General features: G+C 73.9%; 20 protein-coding genes. 13 read left to right on the top strand and 7 right to left on the bottom strand.

The window, feature by feature from the left end:
* Nucleotides 1-18: 18 nt before the first annotated feature.
* On the bottom strand, nt 19-1,251 hold the full coding sequence (locus tag AE652_RS06920; protein ID WP_049650276.1) for a cytochrome P450: 1,233 nt from the start codon (nt 1,249-1,251) through the stop codon (nt 19-21).
* A 279-nt stretch (nt 1,252-1,530) separates the two neighbouring features.
* Between AE652_RS06920 and AE652_RS06915 the strand changes: the two genes are divergently transcribed.
* Together AE652_RS06915 and AE652_RS06910 are read left to right on the top strand one after the other, a co-directional pair.
* Nucleotides 1,531-1,944: an SgcJ/EcaC family oxidoreductase gene (locus AE652_RS06915; protein ID WP_049650275.1), complete on the top strand. Its 414-nt coding sequence runs from the start codon at nt 1,531-1,533 to the stop codon at nt 1,942-1,944.
* Between the two features lie 256 nt (nt 1,945-2,200).
* Complete coding sequence (locus AE652_RS06910) at nt 2,201-3,358, top strand: epoxide hydrolase family protein (protein WP_049650274.1); 1,158 nt, start codon at nt 2,201-2,203, stop codon at nt 3,356-3,358.
* Nucleotides 3,359-3,484: 126 nt separating this feature from the next.
* Here the strand turns inward: AE652_RS06910 and AE652_RS06905 are convergent, their stop codons facing one another.
* From AE652_RS06905 to AE652_RS06895, 3 genes are all read right to left on the bottom strand, one after another.
* A complete protein-coding gene (locus tag AE652_RS06905; RefSeq protein ID WP_049650273.1) occupies nt 3,485-4,876 on the bottom strand; it encodes an NAD(P)/FAD-dependent oxidoreductase in 1,392 nt (463 codons plus the stop codon).
* 153 nt (nt 4,877-5,029) lie between these two features.
* The gene (locus AE652_RS06900; protein WP_049650272.1) at nt 5,030-5,833 is read right to left on the bottom strand and encodes a TIGR03084 family metal-binding protein; all 804 of its coding nucleotides are present in this window, start codon (nt 5,831-5,833) and stop codon (nt 5,030-5,032) included.
* Between the two features lie 169 nt (nt 5,834-6,002).
* Complete coding sequence (locus AE652_RS06895; protein WP_234348257.1) at nt 6,003-7,499, bottom strand: MFS transporter; 1,497 nt, start codon at nt 7,497-7,499, stop codon at nt 6,003-6,005.
* A 152-nt stretch (nt 7,500-7,651) separates the two neighbouring features.
* Between AE652_RS06895 and AE652_RS06890 the strand changes: the two genes are divergently transcribed.
* On the top strand, nt 7,652-8,332 hold the full coding sequence (locus tag AE652_RS06890; protein WP_049650271.1) for a TetR/AcrR family transcriptional regulator: 681 nt from the start codon (nt 7,652-7,654) through the stop codon (nt 8,330-8,332).
* A gap of 156 nt (nt 8,333-8,488) precedes the next feature.
* The gene (locus tag AE652_RS06885) at nt 8,489-9,121 is read left to right on the top strand and encodes a streptomycin biosynthesis protein StrG (protein ID WP_234348256.1); all 633 of its coding nucleotides are present in this window, start codon (nt 8,489-8,491) and stop codon (nt 9,119-9,121) included.
* 65 nt (nt 9,122-9,186) lie between these two features.
* Here AE652_RS06885 and AE652_RS06880 read toward each other — a convergent pair whose 3' ends face one another.
* Nucleotides 9,187-9,876, bottom strand: a complete 690-nt coding sequence (locus tag AE652_RS06880) for a DUF899 domain-containing protein (protein ID WP_049650269.1) — start codon at nt 9,874-9,876, stop codon at nt 9,187-9,189.
* Nucleotides 9,877-9,977: 101 nt separating this feature from the next.
* Nucleotides 9,978-11,564, bottom strand: a complete 1,587-nt coding sequence (locus tag AE652_RS06875) for an MFS transporter (protein ID WP_049650268.1) — start codon at nt 11,562-11,564, stop codon at nt 9,978-9,980.
* 157 nt (nt 11,565-11,721) lie between these two features.
* On the opposite strand from AE652_RS06875, the gene AE652_RS06870 reads away from it, so the two are divergent.
* Nucleotides 11,722-12,066 (top strand): YciI family protein, encoded by a 345-nt coding sequence (locus AE652_RS06870; protein ID WP_234348258.1) that lies wholly within the window; start codon nt 11,722-11,724, stop codon nt 12,064-12,066.
* A gap of 25 nt (nt 12,067-12,091) precedes the next feature.
* Here AE652_RS06870 and AE652_RS06865 read toward each other — a convergent pair whose 3' ends face one another.
* Nucleotides 12,092-12,838: a DUF2306 domain-containing protein gene (locus tag AE652_RS06865; RefSeq protein ID WP_049650266.1), complete on the bottom strand. Its 747-nt coding sequence runs from the start codon at nt 12,836-12,838 to the stop codon at nt 12,092-12,094.
* Nucleotides 12,839-13,246: 408 nt separating this feature from the next.
* On the opposite strand from AE652_RS06865, the gene AE652_RS06860 reads away from it, so the two are divergent.
* The 8 genes from AE652_RS06860 to AE652_RS06825 all read left to right on the top strand — a co-directional run bounded on the left by AE652_RS06860 (nt 13,247) and on the right by AE652_RS06825 (nt 23,336).
* Complete coding sequence (locus tag AE652_RS06860) at nt 13,247-14,770, top strand: FAD-dependent oxidoreductase (protein WP_234348255.1); 1,524 nt, start codon at nt 13,247-13,249, stop codon at nt 14,768-14,770.
* Between the two features lie 134 nt (nt 14,771-14,904).
* Nucleotides 14,905-16,263: an NDP-hexose 2,3-dehydratase family protein gene (locus tag AE652_RS06855; RefSeq protein ID WP_049650281.1), complete on the top strand. Its 1,359-nt coding sequence runs from the start codon at nt 14,905-14,907 to the stop codon at nt 16,261-16,263.
* A gap of 127 nt (nt 16,264-16,390) precedes the next feature.
* Entirely contained in the window at nt 16,391-17,584 is a 1,194-nt protein-coding gene (locus tag AE652_RS06850; RefSeq protein WP_049650264.1) for an acyl-CoA dehydrogenase family protein, read from the top strand.
* 50 nt (nt 17,585-17,634) lie between these two features.
* Complete coding sequence (locus AE652_RS06845; RefSeq protein ID WP_049650263.1) at nt 17,635-18,891, top strand: acyl-CoA dehydrogenase family protein; 1,257 nt, start codon at nt 17,635-17,637, stop codon at nt 18,889-18,891.
* Nucleotides 18,892-18,910: 19 nt separating this feature from the next.
* The gene (locus tag AE652_RS06840; RefSeq protein ID WP_049650262.1) at nt 18,911-20,032 is read left to right on the top strand and encodes a DegT/DnrJ/EryC1/StrS aminotransferase family protein; all 1,122 of its coding nucleotides are present in this window, start codon (nt 18,911-18,913) and stop codon (nt 20,030-20,032) included.
* 70 nt (nt 20,033-20,102) lie between these two features.
* Nucleotides 20,103-21,365 (top strand): class I SAM-dependent methyltransferase, encoded by a 1,263-nt coding sequence (locus AE652_RS06835; RefSeq protein ID WP_049650261.1) that lies wholly within the window; start codon nt 20,103-20,105, stop codon nt 21,363-21,365.
* Between the two features lie 60 nt (nt 21,366-21,425).
* Complete coding sequence (locus AE652_RS06830; protein ID WP_049650260.1) at nt 21,426-22,025, top strand: dTDP-4-dehydrorhamnose 3,5-epimerase family protein; 600 nt, start codon at nt 21,426-21,428, stop codon at nt 22,023-22,025.
* 36 nt (nt 22,026-22,061) lie between these two features.
* A complete protein-coding gene (locus AE652_RS06825; RefSeq protein ID WP_049650259.1) occupies nt 22,062-23,336 on the top strand; it encodes an RNA polymerase sigma factor in 1,275 nt (424 codons plus the stop codon).
* The last annotated feature ends 7 nt before the right edge of the window (nt 23,337-23,343 follow it).

Here is a 23,343-nt window from a genome sequence, read left to right as displayed (position 1 = left end):
GCCGAACCACCTTTCCTGTCAACTGCTCCGCGGCCCGAGCCGGACCGGGAGGGTCTGGACGCCGTTCATGATGAAGGTGGCCTGCGGTGCCAACTCCTCGGCGGGTACGGCGAGTTCGAGGTCCGGGAAGCGCCGGAACAGCGCGGCGAGGGCGGTCTCGGCCTCCATCCGGGCCAGCGGCATGCCGATGCAGCGGTAGACGCCGTGGCCGAAGGAGAGGTGCTCCTTGTTCGCCCGGGTGGCGTCGAAGGCGTCGGCGTCCTCCCCGTGGACGGCGCGGTCGCGGCCCGCCGCCGCGAAGTTGATCAGGACGGGCTCCCCCTTGGCGATGGTGACCCCGCCGAGCTCGATGTCCTCCACCGCGAAGCGGAACGGCAGGTGCGCGACCGGCGCCTCGGCGCGCAGGCTCTCCTCGATCACCTCCGCCCAGCCCACCGCGCCGGACCGGAGCAGCGCCCGCTGGTCGGGGTGGGTGAGCACGGCCCGGACGGTGTTGGCGAGCAGGTTCATCACCGGCTCGGTCCCGGTGGCGAGCAGCAGGTGCAGGGTGCCGACCAGTTCGGAGTCGCTCAGCCGGGATCCGTCCTCCTCCTGGGCCTGGACCAGGTCGCTGGTCAGATCGTCCCCGGGGTCGCGGCGCTTGCCCTCGACGAACTCCAGCATCTCCCGGTGCCACCGCTCGACGTTGGCCGCGGACTCCTCCGGGGTGATGGTGGTGTCGACGTTCACCTCGCCGCCGCGCAGCATCCGCTCACGGTCCCCGGCCGGCACGCCGAACAGGTCGCAGATCACCCGGGCCGGCATCGGATGGGCGAAGCGGGCCTTGAGGTCGACCACCTCGCCGGGCGCGAGGCGGCCGAGGTCGTCCAGCAGCTCCTCGACGGCCTTCTCCACCTCGGCCCGCATCGCCTCGACCCGGCGCGGGGTGAAGGCGCCGGCGGTCAGCCGCCGCAGCCGGGTGTGGTCGGCGCCGTAGCGGGTGGTGAGGTTGTCCATCAGCACCCAGCCGATGAGCGGGAAGTCCGCGCCGATCCGGCCCTCGGCGAACGCCGCCCAGTGCCGGCGCGGGTCCTTGGACAGGCGGTGGTCGGCCAGGGCCAGCCGGGCGACGTCCTGGCCGGTGATCGACCAGGCCGGTACGCCACCGGGCAGTTCGATCCGGGCGACCGGGCCGTTCGCCCGGATCCGGGCGCCCTCCGCGTGGATGTCACGTCCGGCTCGGTCGATGACGACGGGGGCGGGGAGTGACACGGAAGCCTCCAGGCGGTCGGAGCGGGGCGCGGGCGGAGTCAGGGAGTCGCCGGGTCGCGGGGCCACGCGGCAGCGGGGCCAGGGCCGTTGACCGGCCCTGTCGAGGCTGGCACCCGCGCGGGGTGCCCGCATCTCCCGGCTTGCGGCGTCCCCCCGCCCGGCGGCGGGGCGGCCGCCCAGCGCAATCGGGAAGATGCGGCGGCCGACGGCCCGGTGTGACGCTGGCCGTCACCGGGCCGTGGTGATCGCGGCCGGGAACCGCCGGATAAGGAGAGAGCCATGTCCGCCACTCCCCCGCCCACCGCCGCCGACGTCGCCGCGCTGCGCGCCGTCCCGGAACTCATCATCGCGGCCTGGGCGCGGCACGACGCCGACGGCTTCGCCTCGGTCTTCACCGACGACGCGACACTGATCCTGCCCGGGGACGTCTACCTGACCGGCCGCGAGCAGATCCGCGCCTTCATGGCGCAGGCGTTCGCCGGCCCGTTCAAGGGCACCCAGGTCACCGGTGAGCCGCAGTCGGTCCGCCCGCTGGCCGACGACGTGGCCGTCCTGGTCACCAAGGGCGGCGTACTGGCCCCCGGGGACACCGAGGTGACGCCCGAGCGGGCGATCCGGGCGACCTGGGTGCTGGCCAGGCAGGGTGCCGACTGGCGGATCGCCTCGTACCAGAACACCCCCGTCGCCGCCTGAGCCCGGAGCCGGAGCGGCGGGGCCGTCGCCTGTTCTCCCCTCGGAGACCGCGCGGCGGCCCCGGCTCCGCACCGACCGCCGGCCCTCCCCCGGCGGCCCGGCCGATCGACGCTCCGGGGCGCCGCGCGGCCGGTACAGTGCCGTGCGGGACGGTGCCGTACGGCTGCGGCACCCCCGCACGGACCGGCCGGTACGCCGGCCGCCACCCCTCCGGCGCCGGCCCGGGTCGGCGCACGGTCCCGCTGAGAGGACTCGGATGCGTCCCTTCCGTATCGACATCCCGCAAGAAGCCCTCGACGACCTGGACCGCCGGCTCGCGGCCACCCGCTGGCCCGGCGAAGTCCCCGGCGCCGGCTGGCGGCGCGGCGTGCCGCTCGGCTACCTGAAGGAACTGGCCGAGTACTGGCGCACCGGCTTCGACTGGCGCAAGGCCGAGGCGCACCTCAACTCCTTCCCGCAGTTCCTGACCGAAGTCGACGGCGTGGACGTCCACTTCCTGCACGTCCGCTCGCCCGAGCCGGACGCCCTGCCGCTGGTCGTCACCCACGGCTGGCCCGGCTCGGTGGCGGAGTTCCTGGACGTGATCGGCCCGCTGACCGATCCGCGGGCCCACGGCGGCGATCCCGCCGACGCGTTCCACCTGGTCATACCCTCGCTGCCCGGCTACGGCTTCTCCGGCCACCCCCGGGAGGCCGGCTGGGACACCGCCCGGGTCGCCCGGGCCTGGGCCGAGCTGATGCGCCGGCTCGGCTACGACCGGTACCTCGTCCAGGGCGGCGACTGGGGCATGCCGGTCTCGCTGCAGCTGGGCCTGGCCGACCCGGAGCACGTGGCCGGCGTCCACCTCAACATGCTCGCCACCTTCCCGCCGCAGGACCCGGCCGAGTTCGCGCGGCTGGACCCGGCGGACCGGGCCCGGCTGGAGTTCGCCGGGTACTTCGAGCAGGACGGGGCCGGCTGGCGGAAGATCCAGTCCACCCGGCCGCAGACCCTCGCGTACGGCCTGACCGATTCGCCGGTGGGCCAACTCGCCTGGATCGTCGAGAAGTTCATGGAGTGGACGGCGGCCGGGACGGTTCCCGAGGACGTCGTCGACCGGGACCGGCTGCTGACCGACGTGGCGATCTACTGGTTCACCGCCTCCGCCGGCTCCAGCGCCCAGCTCTACTACGAGTCCAACCGGCTGGACGCCGACTTCCTCCGCACCTGGGCCGGCCCCTGGCCGCTGTCCGCACCGGTCGGGGTGGCGGTGTTCCCCGAGGACGCGGTCCGGCCGATCCGGCGCTGGGCCGAACGGATCCTGCCGACCCTCGCCCACTGGTCCGAGTTCGACCGCGGCGGGCACTTCGCCGCCCTGGAGCAGCCCGGGCTGTTCGTCGACGACGTCCGGGAGTTCGCGCGTCGGGTCCGCTGAGCGGACCGTTCACGGAGTCGCCCGGCACCGGGAGTCCGGTGCCGGGCGCGGCCGTTCCGGCGGGCGGCCGTACCGGCGGGCGCGGCTGTTCCGGCGGGCGGCCCGTTCCGATCGGCCGCCGACGGCTCAGTTCCGGCCGGAGAGCTCCGGAGCGCCCGCGTGGGCGCCGGCCGGGGGCGGGACGGGCCGGCGGGCGGCGCGCAGCACCCGCAGCAGGGTGCGCGGGTGCATCAGCGACTGCGGGGTGGCCACCAGTCCGGCGATCCGCACCAGTGCCTCGGTGATCCGGGGATCGTGGACCGCCGCCCGCTGGGCCAGCGCGGCGTAGCGGTTGACCAGATGGGTCTGCGGGGTGCGGCGGCCCGCGACGCCCGGGTAGCCCAGGTCGGTCACCGCGGCGAAGGACCAGGGGGCCCGGATCTCCCGCGCGACGTCGCGGAAGTAGGCCCGGGGGTTCGGCAGCCGCCGCCCCGCGGTGTGCCGCCGCAGCACCAGGGCCTGCAGCGCGGCGGAGGTCATGCCCTGGGCGTAGGCCGGGTTGAAGCTGCACACCGCGTCGCCCAGGACGACCAGCCCGGCGGGGAAGCGCTCCAGCCGGTGGTAGTCCCTGCGGACACTGGCCGGGAAGCGGAACCGCACGGGCTCGTCGAGCGGTTCGGCGTCGCGGATCGCCTCGTGGATCTCGGGGACGGGCAGCGAGCGGACGAAGGCGTGGAACCCCTCGGGGTCGACGGGCGGGTGGTCGCCCACGATCCCGGTCACCGACAGCTCCACCCGGTTGTCCTCACCGGGCACCCGGTAGAAGAAGGCCCCGCGCGGGTGCGAGGGCGTGGCGGCGGGGATGATGGCGATGTCGCTGCCGAACGGATCCCCCTTGAGGCGGTAGTGGCGGGTGGTGTACGCCAGGTCGATCTCGATCCGCTCCTCGGGGGGCGCCTCGTACCCGAGGTCGGCCAGCCAGCGCGGGGTGCGCGAGCCGCGGCCGGTGGTGTCGACGACCAGGTGCGCGGAGAGCGTGCGCTCCGTGCTCCCGGGGGCGCGCCGCTGCACCCGGACCCCGGTGACCCGGCGCCTGGTGGTGTCGGTCACCGGGGCGATGACGTCGTGTTCCTCCAGGAACGTCACCTCCGGCAGCGCCCGTACCCGCTCGCGCAGATGGTGTTCGAGTACCGGCCGGGTGGCGGGTACGGACGGCAGGCCGGTGTGCGCCGGCCGCAGCCGCAGCCCGTTGAAGTACCAGCGGATGTCGGCGCTGAAGTCGCCGGGCCGCACCCCGGCGGCGACCAGTTCGTCGGTGAGGCCGGGGAACAGCGACTCCATGATCTGGTGGCCGCGGGCGACCAGCCCGTGGGCGTGGTTGCCGTGCGGGACGCCGCGCCGCGGCCCGCGGACGCCGAGGATCCGGTCGCGTTCGACGACGACGACCCGGGGATAGGACTCGGCGAGCACCCTCGCTGCCAGCAGGCCTGCGATGCTTCCGCCGAGAACCACGGCGCATTCGTCGGTACGGGTGCCCATGACGGTCCCTTCTGTCGGGTGTGGGACGGGTGGCGGTCCCCGTGCTGGTGCGCCGCCGCGCTGTCGGCCTTCGCCCGGAGCGCGCGTGCGCGCGGGTCCGCGGCACCCCCGCCCGGTGCCGCGGACCCGGTGGCGCTTTCGGTCAGTGCCCGGTCAGTGCCCGGTCGACCGGAACTGGCCGGGCGTGCGGCCCGGACCGGCCGGGCCGCGGTAGGCCTGGGCGAGGTCGAGCCAGGCGTCGGCGTCCTCGCCACGGGCCGTCAGGGCGAGGTCGTCGCGGTGCCGGCGCCTGGTCACCAGCAGGCAGAAGTCGACGGCGGGTCCGCTGACGCGCTGCTCCGCGTCGGCGGGGCCGAACTCCCACCGGGCGCCCGACGGAGCGGTGATCTCGAAACGGAACGTTGTCTCCGGCGGCGTGAGCCCGCGGGCCTGGTAGCCGAAGTCCCAGGTGCGGACGGCGAACTCGACCAGGTAGCGGATCCGGTCGGTGTGCTCGCGGCGCTCCCCGAGCGCGTCGGCGATGTCCTGGCCGTGGCCGAACAGTTCCATCATGCCGGCGGCGGCGAGGACGGGGGCCGTCAGCGGGCGGACCAGCCACGGCAGCGGCCGGTCCGCCGGAACGGCCGCCAGGGCCTCCTCGGCGGCCCGGCGCTCGGTCTGCCAGCTCTCCAGCAGGAGCTTCGGCGCCTTCGCCAGGTAGGGCTTGAGGGCCTGCTGCACCGCGCCGTCCATGTCCTGCCCGATGCCGGCGGCGACCGCCCGGAAGGCCTCGGGGTCGCCCGCCGCGAGTCCGGCCAGCCTGAAGGTGGCCGTGAGGTGGGCGACCTGGTGGGCGACGGTCCAGCCGGGGGCCGGCGTGGGGCGTGCCCAGTCGGCTTCGGGCAGGTTCGCCACCAGCGCGTCGACGGCCTCGCCGTCCAGCACCAGCGCGGAGATCACGTCCTGTCGGTCGACCATGCCTCTTCCTTCCGTTGAGCGGAACCCGGCCGGATGCCCGGCGCACTCCCAATCCGCCTCGAACCATGGCGAGTTGGGCGAATCCAGTATCTGCTCCCGGAGATCGGCGGGCTTCTCCGCCCGTGCTCTGCCACCGGCCGCCCCCGCGCCCCCGTCACCCGCGCCCCCGTCACTCGGAGGCCGCGCCGAGCGCCGGGGCCGCGAGCCGGCTCCGGCGGCTGATGTACCAGGCGGCCGCGCCGCACAGCAGCGCCAGCACGGAGACCGCCAGCAGGACGTCGGAGGCCGAGGACACCAGGCCCGCCAGCAGCAGCGGCCCGCACAGGCCGCCCAGCCGGTTGAAGAAGGAGACCCAGCCGGTGGTCCGGCCGCGCCGTTCCGGATCGGCCAGGTCGGCCGCGATCGGCAGGAAGATCGCGGCCATCGAGTTCACCGAGAACAGCGCCGCCACCAGCGCGCCCGCGCAGATCCAGCCCACCTGGGCCACCGCGCCGCTGGCGGTGAGCGCCAGCAGCAGCACGGCGGTGACGGTGGCCAGGCCCGCCGCCATGCTGGTCGGGCCGAACCGGCGGTAGCCCAGCATCAGCAGCAGGGCGCACGGGACCATCACCACCGCCGCCACGGTCAGCATCAGGTTCGCGGTGCGCACCGGCACACCGCCGATCCGGGCCAGGCTCGGCACCCAGGTGGTGAGGCCGAAGGTGAGCAGGCCGATCAGGGTGGCGAACGCCCGCTGGAGGCCGTGGGTGAGGGCCCGCGCGGACCGTGAGTCCCGCCGCGGGACCGGTGCGCTCCGCGCCGCCGGGGCGGAGAGCGCCACGTAGTCGGGAACGAAGGGCGTCAGCACGGCCAGCACGGCGCCGGTGGGGGCGCCGATCAGCCAGAGGATCCGCCAGCCGAACACCGGCTCCAGCCACAGGGCCGAGCCGGCGGCGATCAGGTAGCCGACGGCGGTGGCGACGACGGAGAGCGCCACCACCACCGAGCCGCGGACCCGCCCGCCGACCGCCTCGGTGAGCAGGGTGATCAGCAGCGGGGCGAGGCCGCCGACCGCCAGGCCCATCAGCCCGCACATCAGCAGGTTCCCGCGGAAGGTGGGCATCGAGCCGCACATGCTGGTGGCGGTGAAGCCGAGGGTGGCGATCAGGTAGGAGCTACGGCGGCCGATCCGGTCGGTGAGCACGCCGAACAGCAGCGCCCCGGCCGCCGTCCCGGTCAGTCCGCAGACCGCCAGCAGGGAGGCCGTCCGGGGGTCGAGGCCGTAGTCGGCCCGCATGCCGGGGATGACGAAGCCCAGCGTGGAGGTCTTGCTGATGTCGACGGTCAGGGCGGCCGTACCGATGACGGCGATCAGCAGCCGGCCGCGCCGGCCACCACGGAGTTCGGTCGGGGCCGAGCGCGGCCGTCCGCGCAGGGCGGCGCCGGCCACCACGAGCAGCAGTCCGGCGAAGGCGGTGAACATCTCCGGCATCTCCGCCAGCGGCATGCCGTCGAGCTTCCGTCCGGCGTCGGCCGGGGCGTGCGCCATCTCCATCGGCATCGGCATCGGCATCGGCATCGCGGGGTCCATGGCGAAGGCGTGGTGGAAGGCCAGTGCGGAGGAGACCAGCACGATCGCACTGCCCGCGTACAGGAGCATCGCGGCGCCGAGGGGTCTGGAGAACACGGGGCGGCCTTTCGGTCGGGGGCGGCGGTCGCGCCGGGTGACTGGGAAGCTACGCCGGGCGTCCTGAGGGCCGCTTCTCGCAGTGTGCTGGGATCGGGAGTTGTGGACCCGCGACCGGTTCCGGCACCACGGCGTTTTGGTTGACTGGGGACATGAGTCCGCGTCGCTCGGATCCCCGTGCCCGCCCGGGGCTGGTGACCATCGCCGCCCGGCTGCTGGCGGAGGAGGGGCCGCAGGCACTGTCCACCCGCCGCATCGCGAGCGAGGTCGGCACCTCGACGATGGCCCTGTACACCCACTTCAACGGAATGCGCGGGCTGGCGCGGGCCATCGTCCACGAGGGGTTCGCCCGGCTCCAGCAGCACTTCACCCAGGTGCGGCCCAGTGACGACCCGGTGTGCGACCTCGCGCTGCTGGGCCGCGCGTACCGGTGCAACGCGCTGGCCAACCCCCACCTGTACGCGGTGATGTTCGGCGGTTCCTCGCTGGCCGGGTTCTCGCTCGACGAGGAGGACCGCCAGTACGGCCGCTACACGCTGGCCGGTGTGACCGAGTGCGCGGCCCGGTGCGTCGGGGCGGGCCGGTTCCGCCCGGCGGACCCGGAACTGGTGGCGCACCAGATGTGGTCGGCGGTGCACGGCCTGGTCGTCCTGGAGCTCGGCGGCTACCTGATCGAGCCCTGCGACGCCGACCGCCTGCTGGAGGCGCAGCTGGTGGGGCTGATGGTCGGTGTCGGCGACACCCGGGAGGCCGCCGCCGGATCGGTGGCGGCCTCGGCCCGGCGGCTGCGGGAGGAGGTGGTACCGGTGGTGGACGCGGCGGGGCCGGAATAGTCCGGCGACGGGTGCCCGCGCTCCTTGCGGACCGCTTTCTCCCGTCGTGCTCTTGCCGTTCGGAACGTCTTGGTGGAGAAGGGCCGCTGCGCTAGCTTCTCGAACAGGAGGCATTGTCCGCCATCCGCCAGGAGAATTCGGGGAGTGTGGGAGAGCATGCAGCCGAAGACCTACGAGTACGATCCGGCCGTGTTCGACTTCGCCGCGGCGGTGCGGTCGATCTACCGGACCGAGGACCTGAGCGCGTTGCGGCCGGAGGCCCCGATGGAGCTGCTCACCTGGCGGACCGACCAGTCCACGGAGTTCCACGCCGCCTTCTACCGGGAGTTCGAGCCCAGGCTCCGGGACCTGTACCGCGGCTTCGTGAAATCCTTCGTGCCGGACGTGCTCGGCACCGACGAGTTCTGCTTCCAGCGCGTTCCCACCTTCCGGATCCATTTCCCGGGAAATGTCGCGGTCGGCGAGTTCCACAAGGACGGCGACTACCACCACGCCGACGGCGAGGTGAACTTCTGGCTGCCGCTGACCCGGGCCTGGGGGACCAACTCCGTGTGGGTCGAGCGGGAGCAGGGGTCGGAGGACTACGCGGCGACCGAACTCGACGTGGGGCAGCTGCTGGTCTTCGACGCGGTCGGCTGGAACCACGGGAACAAGGTGAACGACACCGACTCGACCCGGGTGAGCTTCGACTTCCGCTGCATCCGGCTCGCCGACTATCGCGCCTCGGACCTGCGGACGGTGGACGCCGGCCGGGGGCTGTGGATCGGGGACTACTTCGACGTCTTCTGACCGGTTCCGCTCCGGCGCCGCCGGCCCCGCGTCCGTGACGCGGGGCCGGCGGCGCACCGGCGCGGTCATCCCAACTGGCGGCCCAGCGGCGTCAGGTCCAGGTAGTTGTGGACGGCGAGGAGGATGTCCAGCCCGCGCGAGAAGGTCGAGTAGGTGTGGTAGACCTCCTCGCCGTCCCGCAGGAAGACGCTGACCGCGGGGAGTTCGTGGCCCCAGATGTCCCAGGGGCCGACGGCGGCCTCGTGCTCCTCCCTGGTCCGGAAGTTGATCAGGAGCGGGGTCACGGACTCGTCCAGCGTGGCGTGGAAGTCGTAGTTGAAGCGGCTCCCGTACGACGAGTAGTACGGGATGTCCCAGCCCATCCGCTCCTTGTACCGGCGGATCTTCTCCTGCGGCGCGCGGGAGACCAGCACCAGCGTGGTGTCCCGCTCGTGCAGGTGCGGCAGGTACCCGATCTCCCGGATCTGGAACCGGCAGCTGGGGCAGCCCTCCTCCCACTCCGGGTCGAACATCACGTGATGGACGATCAGTTGCCGGCGCCCCTCGAAGAGGTCGGCCAGGGACGCCTTGCCGTCGGGGCCCTCGAAGACGTAGTCCTCCTCGACCCGGACCATCGGCAGCCGCCTGCGCTCGGCGCTCAGCGCCTCCCGGGCGTGCGTGAACTCCTTCTCCCTGACCAGGAACTCCCGGCGGGCGGCGAGCCACTCCTCCCGCCCGACGACCCGGGGGAGCTCCGACTGCGGTTCCGTGTCCATGGTGCCGTTCTTCCTCTCGTGCGGTGCGGTGTTCCGTACTGCCGTGCTCCGTACTGCCGTGCTCCGTGCCGCGGTGTTCCGCGGCGCTCTGCTGCGGCGGGTCATTCCACGGCCGTGGCGGTCGGTGCGGGCGACTCCTCCGCCGCCGGGGACACCGCCCCGGCCGCGGAGCGCGACCCGAGCGCGCCGAGCGCCAGCACACCGAGGGCGGCGACCAGGACGGCACTGACCACGGCGGCGGCGTTCAGGCCCGAGGTGAACGCGTCGCGCGCGTGCTCGAGCAGGCGCGCGCCCGCGTCCCCGGACAGCCGCCCGGCCTCCTGCGCGGCGGCCTCGACGCTCTGCCGGACGTCGGGGAGCGCGCCGTCCGGGGCCCCGGACGGGCTGAAGCCGTCCATCCGGGCACCGTAGACGGCGGCTCCTATGCTCCCCAGCGCGGCCACCCCCAGCGAGATGCCGAAGTCGCCGCTGGTCTGCGAGAGCGCCGCCGCCGCCCCGGCGTTCGCGGGGGGCACGGAACCCACCACGAGGTCCTGGCCGAGCGCGCCCACGAACCCGATCCCGAGGAAGACCAGGATGATGCCGCCCACCAGCTGGGACAGCCCGTCCGAGGTGTCCAGGACGGCGAGCAGCGCGAAGCCGACCGCGGCGAGGCCCATGCCGGCGGCGATCACCACCCGGGGGGTGAACCGGCGTGCGGCGAGCGGCGCCAGCATGCTCCCGACCACCATCGCCAGCGAGGACGGGACGAGCCACAGGCCCGCGTGCAGCGGGGTGAACCCCTCGACCGACTGCAGGTACCGGCTGATCAGGAACATCACCCCGCCCTGGGTGGCCACCCCGAGCATCAGGATCACCAGCGCCGCGGTGAACGCGAGCCGCTTGAAGAGCCGGACGTCGAGGAGCGGGTCGGCGAGCCGGCGCTGCCGCGCCACGAACACGGCCCCGAAGGCCAGGCCGGCGACGGCCGCGGCCGCGCCCAGCGGCTGGACCCCGTCCCGGGCCATGTCCTTGATGCCGTAGACCAGGGGAAGCATCGCCAGCAGGGACAGGGCGACGCTCAGCGGGTCCGCGCCGCGGACCTGCGGGGAGCGGTACTCGGGCAGGAACACCGGACCGACGGCCAGCAGCAGCACCATCACCGGGATGGCCAGCAGGAAGACCGAGCCCCACCAGAAGTGGCTGAGCAGCGCGCCGCCGATGACCGGCCCGGCGGCCGCGCCGCCCATGAAGCAGCTCATCCACACCGCGAAGGCCATGCCGCGCTGCCGCGGGTCCTGGAACATGTTGCTGATCAGCGCCAGCGTGGAGGGCATCAGGGTGGCCCCGGCGACGCCCATCGCGGCGCGCGCCGCGATCAGCATGCCCGGGCTGGTCGACCAGGCGGCCACCGCCGAGGCGATCCCGAAGGCCACCGCGCCGTACAGCAGCAGCTTGCGGCGGCCGACGCGGTCACCCAGCGTGCCCATGGTGACCAGGAAGCCGGCCGTCAGGAAGCCGTACACGTCGGTGATCCACAGCTGCTCGGTGGCGCCGGCCCCGAGGTCGTCGGTCAGGCTGGGCAGCGCCAGGTAGGTCACGCTGAGATCCAGCGCGAGCAGGAGTGTGGGCAGGGCGAGAACCGCCAGGCCCGTCCACTCGCGGCGCCCCGCTCGCGGCGGGGAGGCCGCGGTCGTCGGCGAGGTCATGGGTACGTCCTCCAGAGTCGGGTTGTACGGGACGGGACCGCCCCCGGAGGGCGTCCGTCACCCCGGGGTCGGAGCCGCGGCCTGCGATCCGACATCCGCTTCGCTATCGTCGTCCACGAAGTTCCGGAACAGGCCGCGGAGGACGTGCGTGAAGTACATGCTGCTGATCTACAGCGACCCGGTGGTGTGGGAGGCGCTCACGGAGGCGGAGCGGGCCTCGCTCGGCCCCGAACACGCGGCGCTGATCGGCGAACTGGAGGCGTCCGGGGAGTGGGTCGGCGGCTCGGTGCTGGCTCCCCCGGAGCGGAGCCGGGCGGTGCGGGTCCGCAACGGCGCGGTGCAGGTCGTGGACGGTCCGTTCGCCGAGGTCAAGGAGCACCTGGCGGGCTACGACATCGTCGACTGCGACGGCATGGAGCGGGCGGCGGAGATCGCCGCCCGCATTCCCGACGCCCGGCTGGCCCGGGTGGAGATCAGGCCCATGGTGGGGCCGGAGGCGTGACCGGAGGGGCCCGGCGGCCCTTCCCTCAGGCGGGCACCGGGAGCCGTCGCCGCGGCTTCCGGTCCAGCCAGAGCTGCACGAGGACGAGGTTGACCATCCAGCCGAGCCAGCGCGCGACCTCGAACAGGTAGTCGAGCGGGACGGGCGCTCCCGTGTGGACCATGACGTCGACCATGGCGCGGCCCCACAGCACGCCGGCGGCGAGCGCGAAGCTCCGCAGCATCCACCGGCGGTGCTCGGCCCAGCGGTGCCGGCGGGCCGCCACCGTCCCGGCCACCGTGGTCGCGATCCACAGCAGCGCCTGGAGCGCGATCCCGATGTCGCCGCGCCACTCGGGCATCAGCGGCATGATCACCAGCGCGGTGACGGCACAGGGCAGGGCGCCGGCGTACACGTAGAGCCGGCCGCTGAGCCGGTGCACCCGCGGGCGGGTCCGCCGCAGCCCGGGCCACAGCTGGAGCACGACGGTGACCAGCGCGATCGACCCGAAGGCGATGTGCGCCACCAGGACCGCGTAGTGCCACGGGACCTGGGGGTCCAGGTTGATGCGCGCCTTCGCCGGATCGAAGCGCAGGTAGGGCGGGAGCTCGTCGACGAGGAAGAGCCCGACGAGCAGGGCGAGCAGCGCGGCCCACCGGCGGGCGGACGCCCGCCCCGCGCCCCGCCCGCCGTCCGCGCCCCCTCCGCCGGACTCGTCCCGCCCGCCGGAGTCGCGGCGCCGGCCGGACTCGGGGAGCGCGGCGGTGGCGGTGCTGTCGGTCTGCTGAGCCATGGGTGTCCTTCCCCGCCCGGGTGACGAATGGCCGCCAGCTTCACAAACCGAGCGGCCGGACGGCACCTCCCGGCTTGCTGTCCCTCCTGCGCAATCCACGAGAAGACAGGGGCCGCTGCGACGGACGACGATGCGTCTGGAGCCGATCGGGGCGACGGGCGAGGAGGGACGGCTGTGCTGGACGGTGTCGGGGACCGGTCGGGTCCGCAGCGTCCGGGGTCCGGTCGGATCGATCTCATGGTTCGTCAACTCACCTGTACGCTGACGGAGTTCGTCGAACGAACCCCCGGGCCTCGACGTGCCGCCGCGTGGCCGTCCCGGTCACCGCGCCGGTCCGCGCCCACGTGCGGAGGCTTCGCCGAGAGCCGCCGGGGAGACAACTCCGCCCACTGTTTCCGGAGGTAGTACGTGAGTGATGTGACGGATCCCGGAGGTCTCGCCCCGGCCCGGGCCGACGGGACGGTCGTCCGCCCCGAGGACACCCGGTACAGCAGCCTGACCATCGGCCACAACCAACGGTTCGTCGGCCGCCCCGACTCGGTGCGCGTGGTGCACGGCACCAAGCAGGTCGTCGCCGTCGTCGAGGAGGCGGTGCGGGCCGGGAAGCGGATCGGGGTGCGCAGCGGCGGCCACTGCTTCGAGGGCTTCACCTTCGCTCCGGAGGTCGAGACGCTGATCGACCTGTCGCTGCTGGACGAGGTCCGCCACGACCCGGAGCGCCGGGCCTTCGCGATCGGTCCGGGCGCCACGCTCGGGCACGTCTACCGCACCCTCTTCAAGGAGTGGGGTGTCACCCTGCCGGCCGGGGCCTGTATGGACGTCGCGATCGGCGGGCACCTGACGGGCGGCGGCTACGGCCACCTCTCCCGCCGGGACGGCCTGGTGGCGGACCACCTGTACGCGGTGGAGGTGGTGGTCGTCGACGAGAAGGGCAGGGCCCGCACCGTCGTCGCCACCCGCGAGGAGGGCGACCCGAACCGGGACCTGTGGTGGGCGCACGCCGGTGGCGGGGGCGGCAGCTTCGGCGTCGTCACCCGGTTCTGGCTGCGCAGCCGGGGCGTGCGCTCCGACCGGCCGGCGGACCTGCTGCCGAAGGCCCCCGGCAACGCGCGCCGGCGGACGGTGATGTACTCCTGGGACGGCATGGACGAGGCGTCGTTCGGCACGCTGATCCACAACTACGGCACCTGGTACGAGCGGAACAGCGAGCCCGGCACGCCGGCCTGCGACATCTGGGGGGTCCTCCAGCTCTTCCACCGCTCGGGGGGCATGCTCGGCCTGATCTCCGTCATCGACGACGCGCTCCCAGGCGCGTCGGAGCGACTGAACACCCATGTCGACTTCCTCACCGCCGGGGTCGGCGCCACGCCCGTGATCGACACCGACCAGGTCATCCCCTGGATGTCCCCGCAGAACTGGCCCTACGAGCCGTCCGGGAACTACAAGCACAAGGCCGGGGACCTCCGCAAGGGGTACACGGACGAGCAGATAGCGGTCATCTGGAGGTACCTGAGCAGCACCGACTACCACAACCCGGCCGCGAACCTCGGCCTCTCCGGGTTCGGCGGCCAGGTCAACGCGCTGCCCGCCGACGCCACCGCCACGGCCCAGCGGGACGCGATCGTGAAGGCCGTCTACTCCACCGGGAACTGGGAGGGGGGCTCGGGCGCCGAGCACCTCGACTGGGTCCGCTCCTTCTACCGCGACGTCTACGCCGCCACCGGCGGCGTCCCGCTCCCGGACGAGCGGAACTCCGGGAGCTACATCAACTACCCCGACGTCGACCTGCTGGACCCGAAGCTGAACGACTCCGGGGTCTCCTGGACGACGCTGTACTACCGGGACAACTACGCCCGGCTGCAGGCGGTCAAGAAGCGGTACGACCCCGGGAACGTCTTCCGCCACGCGATGTCGGTGGAACTCCCGTCCTAGCGCGTTCCGGCCGGGCGGTTCGCGCCGCCCGGCCGGGGCCGGCCCCCCGGGGTGACCTCCGCGCCGATTCCCGTGACAGCCGATTCCCCTGAAAGGACGTGGAGTTGAGCACCATCGGTACGGTTCGTGGAGGCATCGGAACCCGGCTTCCGGCCCTCACCCGGCGCCCCGTCGCGGCACCGGGCCGGGACGGTCCGGGCGCCTCGGCCGACGAGATAGCGCACTGGCTGTCCGCCCGGGTGCGGGCCGACCGCTTCCGGGTCGAGCGCATCCCGTTCGACCGGCTCCGCGGGTGGTCCTTCGCCCCGGACACCGGCGACCTGGTGCACGACAGCGGGCGCTTCTTCTCGATCCAGGGCGTCGAGGTGGAGACGGCCGACGGCCCGGTGCCGACCTGGCGCCAGCCCATCATCGACCAGCCCGAGGTCGGCATCCTGGGGATCATCGCCAAGGACTTCGGCGGGGTGCGCCACTACCTGATGCAGGCGAAGATGGAGCCGGGCAACCCCAACATCGTCCAGCTCTCCCCCACCGTGCAGGCGACCCACAGCAACTACACCGGCGTGCACAAAGGCGCGCCGGTCGCCTACCTGGAGTACTTCCTCGATCCGTCCCGGGGGCGTCCCGTCGCGGACGTGCTGCAGTCCGAGCACGGCGACTGGTTCAACCGGAAGTTCAACCGGAACACGATCGTGCTGGTCGACGAGGAGGTGCCGGTCGCCGAGAACTTCCGCTGGCTGACCCTCGACCGGATCGCCGCACTGCTGCACCGCGACAACCTCGTCAACATGGACGCCCGCACGGTGCTCTCCTGCCTCCCCCTCCCCGTCTCGGGAGCGAGCGGGCTGATCTCCGTGGAGCACATCGAGGGCTGGCTGGCCGCGGAGCGGGCCCGCCGCTCGCTGCGGGTGCGGCGCGTCCCGCTGCGCGACACCGGGGGCTGGATACGGACCGCGCACGCGATCCGCCGGGTGCCGGACCGCCACTTCCGCGTGGTCGCGGTGGCCGTCGAGGCGGGCAGCCGCGAGGTGGCCCAGTGGACGCAGCCGCTGGTCGAACCCGTACGGCTGGGGCTGAGCGCCTTCGTGCTGCGGTACTTCTCGGGCGTGCCGCACCTGCTGGCCCGGGCCGGCGTGGAGGTCGGCTTCCAGGAGATCGCGGAACTCGCGCCGACGGTGCAGTGCACCCCGGAGCACCACCGCGGCCGCCCCCGCGGGCCCCGCCACCACTTCCTGGACGTCGTCGAGAACGCCGCGCCCTCCCGCGTCCGCTACTCGGCCCTCCACTCCGAGGAGGGCGGCCGCTTCCTGAACGCGGTGAGCCGCTACGCCATCGTGGAGGCGGACGGAGCGCAGGCTCCGTCCCAACCACCGCCCGGGTACTGCTGGGTGACACCTGGTCAGCTCTCCGCGCTGGTGACCCGCGGCGGGCGGGTGAACGTCCAGGCCCGCACCCTGCTCTCGGCGCTGACCACGCGCGCCGTCCGGCTCTGATCCCACCGGCTCCGATCCCCCCGCGACGCCGTCCACGGGGTGCGGGACCGCCACCGCGCGACCGGTGGACCCGCCCCCGCCATGCCCCGAATTCCGCTGCCCCGTCCTTCACCAGGGAGAGCACGTCATGACGGACACCACCGCAACGACCGCCGTCCCCGACCGCGCCGAGATCCTCCGCCGGGCGCGCGAGGTGGCGCCGGTCCTGAGGAACAACGCGCCCTGGGGCGACGAGAACCGGCGCCTGTCGAAGGAGACCGTCTCGGTCCTGGCGGACGCCGGCCTGCTCCGCACCCGGATCCCCAGGCGCCTCGGCGGTTTCGAGGTCGACATGCGCACCCAGGCCGAGCTCCTGGTGGAGCTGGCCCGCGCCGACGGCGCGGCGTCCTGGACGGCCGGCGTCTGGTCGATCAGCGCCTGGGTCGCCGCACTGTTCCCGGACGAGGTGCAGGACCGGGTCCTCGCCTCCCCGGACGCCCTGGTCAGCGGCATCATCAGCCCGACGGCCACCGCCGTCCCGGTCGACGGCGGCATCCTCGTCAACGGCTCCTGGAAGTTCAACAGCGGCGTCCAGCACAGCACCTGGGACACCAACGCGGCGGTCCTGCTCACCCCCGACGCGGCCCCCCGGCCCATCATGACGCTGATCCCGGTCTCCGACCTGGAGGTGGTCGACGACTGGCACACCGTGGGGCTGCGCGGCTCCGGCAGCGTCACCACGGTCGCGCGGGACGTCTTCGTCCCCGCGGAGCGCTACATCCCGATGGAGCCGGTCATGATCGGCGGCGGCGGGGCGGGCAGCAACGCCGGCTCGGAGATCTACCGGGCCCCGATCATGCCGACGGCCTGCGCGACGGTGAGCGCGACCGCCCTCGGCCTCGCGATCGCCGCGAAGGACGCCTTCTTCGAGCGCCTCCCCGACCGGCGGATCACCTACACCGACTACACCGACCAGCGCGAGGCGCCGCTGACCCACCTCCAGGTCGCGGAGGCCGCGGTGAAGATCGACGAGGCGGAGTTCCACTGCTACCGCCTCGCGGACCTCGTCGACGCGAAGAACGCCGCCGCCGAGCCCTGGACGCTGGAGGAGCGCGCCCTGGCCCGCCTGGAGACCGGCGCGGTCTGCGCGCGCGTCAAGGAGGCGGTGGACATCCTGGCGACCGCGAGCGGGGCGTCCTCGGTCTACCTGGACGTGCCGATCCAGCGGATCGAGCGGGACGTCCGGACCCTCCACCTGCACGCCGTCATGCACCCGAACACCAACCTCGAACTCTACGGCCGGCTGCTGTGCGGCCAGGCGCCGAACACCCAGTACCTCTGAACCGCCGGTGCGAGCGCGATGCCCGGCCGGAACGAAACGGGAGGCGAACTGTGCTGACGGAGGCCGCGAACGAGGCCGCGCGCCCGGACCTGTCCGCGCCGGTCAGCGAGGCGGGCCGCAGGCTGCTCGGCCTCGTCTCCGAGCAGGTGCCGGCGATCCGCGCCGACGCCGACGTACGGGACCGGACCGGCACCTTCCCGGTCGAGGTCTTCGAACGCTTCGCACGCGCCGGCGTGCTCGGCGGCACCGTCCCGGCGGAGCTCGGCGGGCTCGGCGTGGACCGCCTCCACGACGTCGCCCTGGCGCTCCAGGAGGTGGCCCGGGCCGACGCCTCGACGGCGCTCGCCCTGCACGTCCAGTTCAGCCGGGGCCTGACGCTGGCGTACGAGTGGCGCAACGGCAAGCCGGAGGCGGCGGCGCTCGCCGAGCGGGTGCTGCGCGCCATGGCGACCGGCGAGGCGCGGGTGTGCGGCGCCGTCAAGGACCCCCCGGGCACCGTGACCCGGCTGGAGCCGGACGGCTCCGGCGGCTGGCTGCTCTCCGGCCGCAAGACGCTGGTGAGCATGGCCCCGGTGGCCACCCACTTCTTCGCCTACGCCCTGGTCGAGGCGGACGGCCGCACCTGCCTCGCGGCGCCCCTCGTCGCCCTCGGCACCCCCGGCCTGACCGTCCTGGACACCTGGGACGGCCTCGGGATGCGCGCCTCCGGCACCTGGGACATCGCCTTCGACCGGTGCCCCGTACCGGACGCCGACGTGCTGGTGCGGGGCCCGGTCGGGGAACGCGGCGACGCCGCGCTGGCCGGGCAGACCGTCAGCTCGATCACCATGCTCGGCATCTACCTGGGCGTCGCCCGGGCCGCGCGCGACGCCGCCGTGGAGTGGCAGCGGGAGCGCCCCGGCGCGCCCGCCGCCGTCCGCACCCTCGTCGCCGAGGTCGAGGCCCGCCTGTACGCGGCGCGCGCCACCACCGCCGCGGCCCTGGCCGAGGCCGACGCGCTGACCGCCGGCGTGCCCGATCCGGCCGTGCGCGGCCCCCGGATGATGACCGCGTTCCAGTGCGCGAAGCTGACGCTCAACCGGCTCGCGCCCGACATCGTCAACGACTGCCTCACCATCGTCGGCGGCGCCTCGTACGCGGGGAGTTCGAGCCTGGCCCGGCTCTACCGGGACGTCCGGGCCGGGTGGTTCATGCAGCCCTACACCTACCCCGACGCCGTCGACCACCTCAGCGCGCGGGCGCTGCGCATCGACCGGGACGACGACTACATGAGCACCCGCGCCGCCCGCCCCGCCGGGCGGCGCTGACCCACCGAGGAGGGCGCAGATGACAACGCGGGTATGGGACTACCTTCCGGAGTACCGGAACGAACGCGAGGACCTGCTCGACGCCGTAGAGACGGTGTTCGGCTCCGGGCAGCTGGTGCTCGGCGCGAGCGTGCGCGGCTTCGAGGCGGAGTTCGCCGCCTGGCACGGGCTGGACCACTGCGTCGGGGTCGACAACGGCACCAACGCCATCGTCCTCGGGCTGGAGGCGCTCGGCGTCGGGCCGGGCGACGAGGTCGTCACGGTGTCCAACACGGCCGCCCCGACCGTGGTCGCGATCGACGCCGTGGGGGCGGTGCCCGTCTTCGTCGACGTGCGCGAGGACGACTACCTGATGGACACCGACCTGCTCGAGGCGGCCGTCACCGACCGCACCAGGGCGATCGTCCCCGTCCACCTCTACGGCCAGTGCGTCGACATGGACGCGGTGCTCCGGGTGGCGCGCGACCACGGCCTGGCGGTCCTGGAGGACTGCGCCCAGGCGCACGGGGCACGCCACCGCGGCCGGACGGCCGGCACCATGGGCGACGCCGGCGCCTTCTCGTTCTACCCGACCAAGGTGCTGGGCGCGTACGGCGGCGGCGGGGCCGTGGTCACCCGCGACCCGGACACCGACCGCGCGCTGCGGCGGCTGCGCTACTACGGGATGGAGGAGACCTACTACGTCGTCGACACCCCCGGCCACAACAGCCGGCTGGACGAGGTGCAGGCCGAGATCCTCCGGCGCAAACTGACCCGCCTGGACGCGTACATCGAGGGCCGCCGGAGCGTGGCGCGCCGGTACGAGGAGGCGCTCTCCGACCTCGCCGCCCCCGACGGCCTGGTGCTGCCCCGGACCACGCCCGGCAACGAGCACGTCCACTACCTCTACGTGGTGCGCCACCCGCGGCGCGACCTCGTCCTGAAGGAGCTGCTCCGGCACGACATCGCCCTGAACATCAGCTACCCGTGGCCCGTCCACACCATGAAGGGGTTCCGCCACCTCGGCGTGGGCGAGGGCGCGCTGCCCGTGACCGAGCGGCTCGCCGGCGAGATCTTCTCGCTGCCGATGTACCCCTCGCTGCCCCCGGACCTCCAGGACCGGGTGATCGAGGCCCTGCGCGAGGTCCTGGCCGGGCTCTGACCTCCCGCTCCCCCGCGCCCGCAGCCGCAGCCGCAGCCGTGCCGACGACGATGACGATGGAGGCCCGACGATGACCGACCGGATCGACACCGCGCCGCCCGCCCCGCCCGCCCCACCGCACCCGTGCCGGATCTGCGGCGCGGCGACCGAGGAGTTCCTCGACCTCGGCCGCCAACCGCTCTCCGACGCCTTCCCAGCGCGGACGCCCGTCGCCGACGAGTTCTTCTACCGGCTCCGGGTCGCCCGCTGCACCGCCTGCACCATGGTGCAGCTGGTCGACGAGGTGCCCAGGGAGCGGATGTTCCACGAGGACTACCCGTACTACTCGTCCGGGTCGGCCGTGATGCGCGAGCACTTCGCCCGCACCGCCGGCGAGTTCCTGGCCTCGGAACTGGCCCGCGACAGCGCGTTCGCCGTCGAGATCGGCTGCAACGACGGGGTGATGCTCCGGACCGTCGGCGAGGCCGGCGTCCGCCACCTCGGCTTCGAACCCTCCCGCAAGGTCGCCGAGGTCGCGCGCGCAGCCGGCGTGCGGGTGCGCGGCGACTTCTTCGAGGAGGCGACCGCCGCCGACGTCCGGCGCACGGAGGGGCCCGCCGACGTGATCTACGCGGCCAACACCATCTGTCACATCCCCTACCTGGAGTCCGTCTTCCGCGGCGTCGACGCGCTGCTCGCACCCGACGGCGTGTTCGTCTTCGAGGACCCGTACTTCGGCGACGTCGTCGAGAAGACCTCCTTCGACCAGATCTACGACGAGCACTTCTACCTCTTCACCGCGCGCTCCGTCCACGCGATGGCCGAACGCTTCGGCTTCGAGCTCGTCGACGTCCGCCGACTGCCGGTGCACGGCGGGGAGATCAGGTACACCCTCGCCCGGCCCGGCACCCGGCGCCCCTCGCCGGCCGTGGGCGAGCTGCTCGCCCACGAGGAGGAGCGGCGGCTCGCGGCCCCGGACACCCTGCGCGGCTTCGCCGACGCCGTGGCGGCGGTCCGGGACGACCTGCTCGCACTGCTCACCCGGCTCCGCGACGAGGGCCGCACGGTGGTGGCCTACGGCGCGACCGCCAAGAGCGCGACGGTCGCCAACTACTGCGGCATCGGCCCCGACCTGGTCTCCTTCGTCTGCGACACCACCCCGGCCAAGCAGGGCCGCCTGACCCCCGGAACGCACATCCCGGTGCGCCCCGCCGAGGCGTTCGCCGACCCGTACCCGGACTGTGCGCTGCTCTTCGCCTGGAACCACGCGGACGAGATCATGGCCAAGGAGACCGGTTTCCGCGAGGCCGGCGGCCGGTGGATCCGCTACGTCCCCGAGGTACGCGTCGACTGACCGCGGCCCACCCGGCCGGGGAACGCCCTTCCCCGGCCGGCCCGCGAGGAGAGGAGTGCCATGGACGTACGGGAGTTGGCGGTCGAGGGCGCGCTGGAGTTCACCCCGCGCGTCTTCCCCGACGACCGGGGGGAGTTCCTGTCCGGCTACCAGGAGGCGGACTTCCGCGCGGCCACCGGGAGGACGCTGTTCGCCGTCCGACAGGCCAGCCACAGCCGGTCGCGGAGCGGGGTGCTCCGCGGGGTGCACTACACGGCCACCCCGCCCGGCTGCGAGAAGTACGTGACGTGCCCGCGCGGGCGGGCCCTGGACGTCGTCGTCGACCTGCGGGTCGGGTCCCCGACCTTCGGGCGGTGGGACTCCGTCGAGCTCGGCCCGGACCGGTACCGCGCCGTGTACCTGCCCGTGGGCGTGGGGCACCTGTTCCTCGCCCTGGAGGACGACACCGTCGTGTCCTACCTGCTGTCACGGGAGTACGTCCCGCGCAACGAGCTGGCGCTGTCGCCGTTCGACCCCGCGCTGGCCCTGCCCGTCCCCGAGGCGTCCCGGACGCTCCTCTCGCCGCGCGACCGGGACGCGCCGTCGCTCGCCGAGGCCCGCTCCGCCGGGCTGCTGCCCGACTACCGGGAGTGCCGGCGGGCCGGGTCCGGAGGGCGGTGATCGGCTAGCCTGGACCGCAACGCAGGGGAGGTCCGGGTGGCGGTCGTCGTCGAGGAACTGCTGCGCCGGTCGGCGCCGCGCGCGCTCGGCCTGCTCACCCGCCGCCACCCCACGCAGTTCGACCACTGCGAGGACGCCATGCAGGAGGCGCAGCTCGCCGCGGTCGTGCAGTGGCCGAGGGACGGGGTGCCGGACGACCCGGTCGCCTGGCTCCTCACCGTCGCCACCCGCCGCCTCCAGGACGTGATCCGCAGCGAGAGCGCCCGGCACCGGCGCGAGGCCGTGGTGGTGGCCCGGTCGGCCGCCGGCGAGCCGGCCGTCCCCCCGGCCGACGAGGCCGGCCCCGGCGACACCGACGACACCCTGCGCCTGCTGTTCCTCTGCTGCCACCCCGAGCTCTCGCCGCAGGCCCAGGCCGCGCTGACGCTCCGTGCGGTCGGCGGGCTGACCACCGCGGAGATCGCCCGTGCCTTCCTGGTGCCGGAGGCCACCATGAGCCAGCGGATCCGGCGGGCGAAGCAGCGGGTGAAGGAGGTCGGGGGCGGGTTCCGGATGCCCGTCGGCGAGGAGGGCGCCGCGCGGGTGCAGGTGGTCCTCCAGGTGCTGTACCTGATCTTCAACGAGGGGCACACCGCGTCCAGCGGGTCGAACGTGGTGCGCCCGGACCTGACGGCGTGGGCGCTGCGCCTGGTCCGCGACCTGCACCGCGCCCTGCCGCAGGAGGGCGAGGTGGCGGGGCTGCTCGCGCTGATGCTGCTGACCGAGGCCCGGCGGGACGCCCGCTCCGCACCGGACGGCGCGCTCGTCCCACTCGCCGACCAGGACCGCACCCGGTGGGACCGGGACGCGATCGCGGAGGGGGTCGCCCTGGTGGCCCGGACCCTCGAACGCTTCGGGCCCGGCCCGTACCGCTTGCAGGCCGCGATCGCCGCCCTGCACGCGGAGGCGCCCGGCGTCGCGGAGACGGACTGGCCGCAGATCCTGATGCTGTACCGCATCCTGGAGCGCATCGCGCCGAGCCCGGTGGTCACGCTCAGCCGTTCGGTGGCGACGGCCATGGTCCACGGCCCGCTCGCCGGGCTGGAGGTGCTCGCCGAGGTCGCGGACGACCCCGCGCTGGCGCAGAACCACCGGGTCGACACCGTCCGGGCCCATCTGCTGGAACTCGCGGACCGCCCCGCCGAGGCCGGGGCCGCCTACGAGGCCGCGGCGCGGCGCACCGAGAGCGACCCCGAGCGGCGCTACCTGCTGGCGCAGGCGGAGCGGGTCCGTCAGCCGGGCGGGTCCCGGGGCGGCCCGGCCCGGCGGTGAGCCGGCG

The sequence above is a fragment of the Kitasatospora sp. MY 5-36 genome (assembly GCF_001182915.1).
Taxonomy (GTDB): Bacteria; Actinomycetota; Actinomycetes; order Streptomycetales; family Streptomycetaceae; genus Kitasatospora.
This window is presented reverse-complemented; position numbering and strand designations above follow the sequence as displayed.

Bases quoted from the DNA above. Each gene is read 5' to 3' on its own strand.
- AE652_RS06905 (WP_049650273.1), bottom strand. From the start codon at position 4,876: ATGGGCACCCGTACCGACGAATGCGCCGTGGTTCTCGGCGGAAGCATC.
- AE652_RS06850 (WP_049650264.1), top strand. From the start codon at position 16,391: ATGACGGACACCACCGCAACGACCGCCGTCCCCGACCGCGCCGAGATC.
- AE652_RS06885 (WP_234348256.1), top strand. From the start codon at position 8,489: ATGCAGCCGAAGACCTACGAGTACGATCCGGCCGTGTTCGACTTCGCC.
- AE652_RS06915 (WP_049650275.1), top strand. From the start codon at position 1,531: ATGTCCGCCACTCCCCCGCCCACCGCCGCCGACGTCGCCGCGCTGCGC.
- AE652_RS06865 (WP_049650266.1), bottom strand. From the start codon at position 12,838: ATGGCTCAGCAGACCGACAGCACCGCCACCGCCGCGCTCCCCGAGTCC.
- AE652_RS06875 (WP_049650268.1), bottom strand. From the start codon at position 11,564: ATGACCTCGCCGACGACCGCGGCCTCCCCGCCGCGAGCGGGGCGCCGC.
- AE652_RS06880 (WP_049650269.1), bottom strand. From the start codon at position 9,876: ATGGACACGGAACCGCAGTCGGAGCTCCCCCGGGTCGTCGGGCGGGAG.
- AE652_RS06835 (WP_049650261.1), top strand. From the start codon at position 20,103: ATGACCGACCGGATCGACACCGCGCCGCCCGCCCCGCCCGCCCCACCG.
- AE652_RS06900 (WP_049650272.1), bottom strand. From the start codon at position 5,833: ATGGTCGACCGACAGGACGTGATCTCCGCGCTGGTGCTGGACGGCGAG.
- AE652_RS06870 (WP_234348258.1), top strand. From the start codon at position 11,722: ATGCTGCTGATCTACAGCGACCCGGTGGTGTGGGAGGCGCTCACGGAG.
- AE652_RS06890 (WP_049650271.1), top strand. From the start codon at position 7,652: ATGAGTCCGCGTCGCTCGGATCCCCGTGCCCGCCCGGGGCTGGTGACC.
- AE652_RS06830 (WP_049650260.1), top strand. From the start codon at position 21,426: ATGGACGTACGGGAGTTGGCGGTCGAGGGCGCGCTGGAGTTCACCCCG.
- AE652_RS06910 (WP_049650274.1), top strand. From the start codon at position 2,201: ATGCGTCCCTTCCGTATCGACATCCCGCAAGAAGCCCTCGACGACCTG.
- AE652_RS06840 (WP_049650262.1), top strand. From the start codon at position 18,911: ATGACAACGCGGGTATGGGACTACCTTCCGGAGTACCGGAACGAACGC.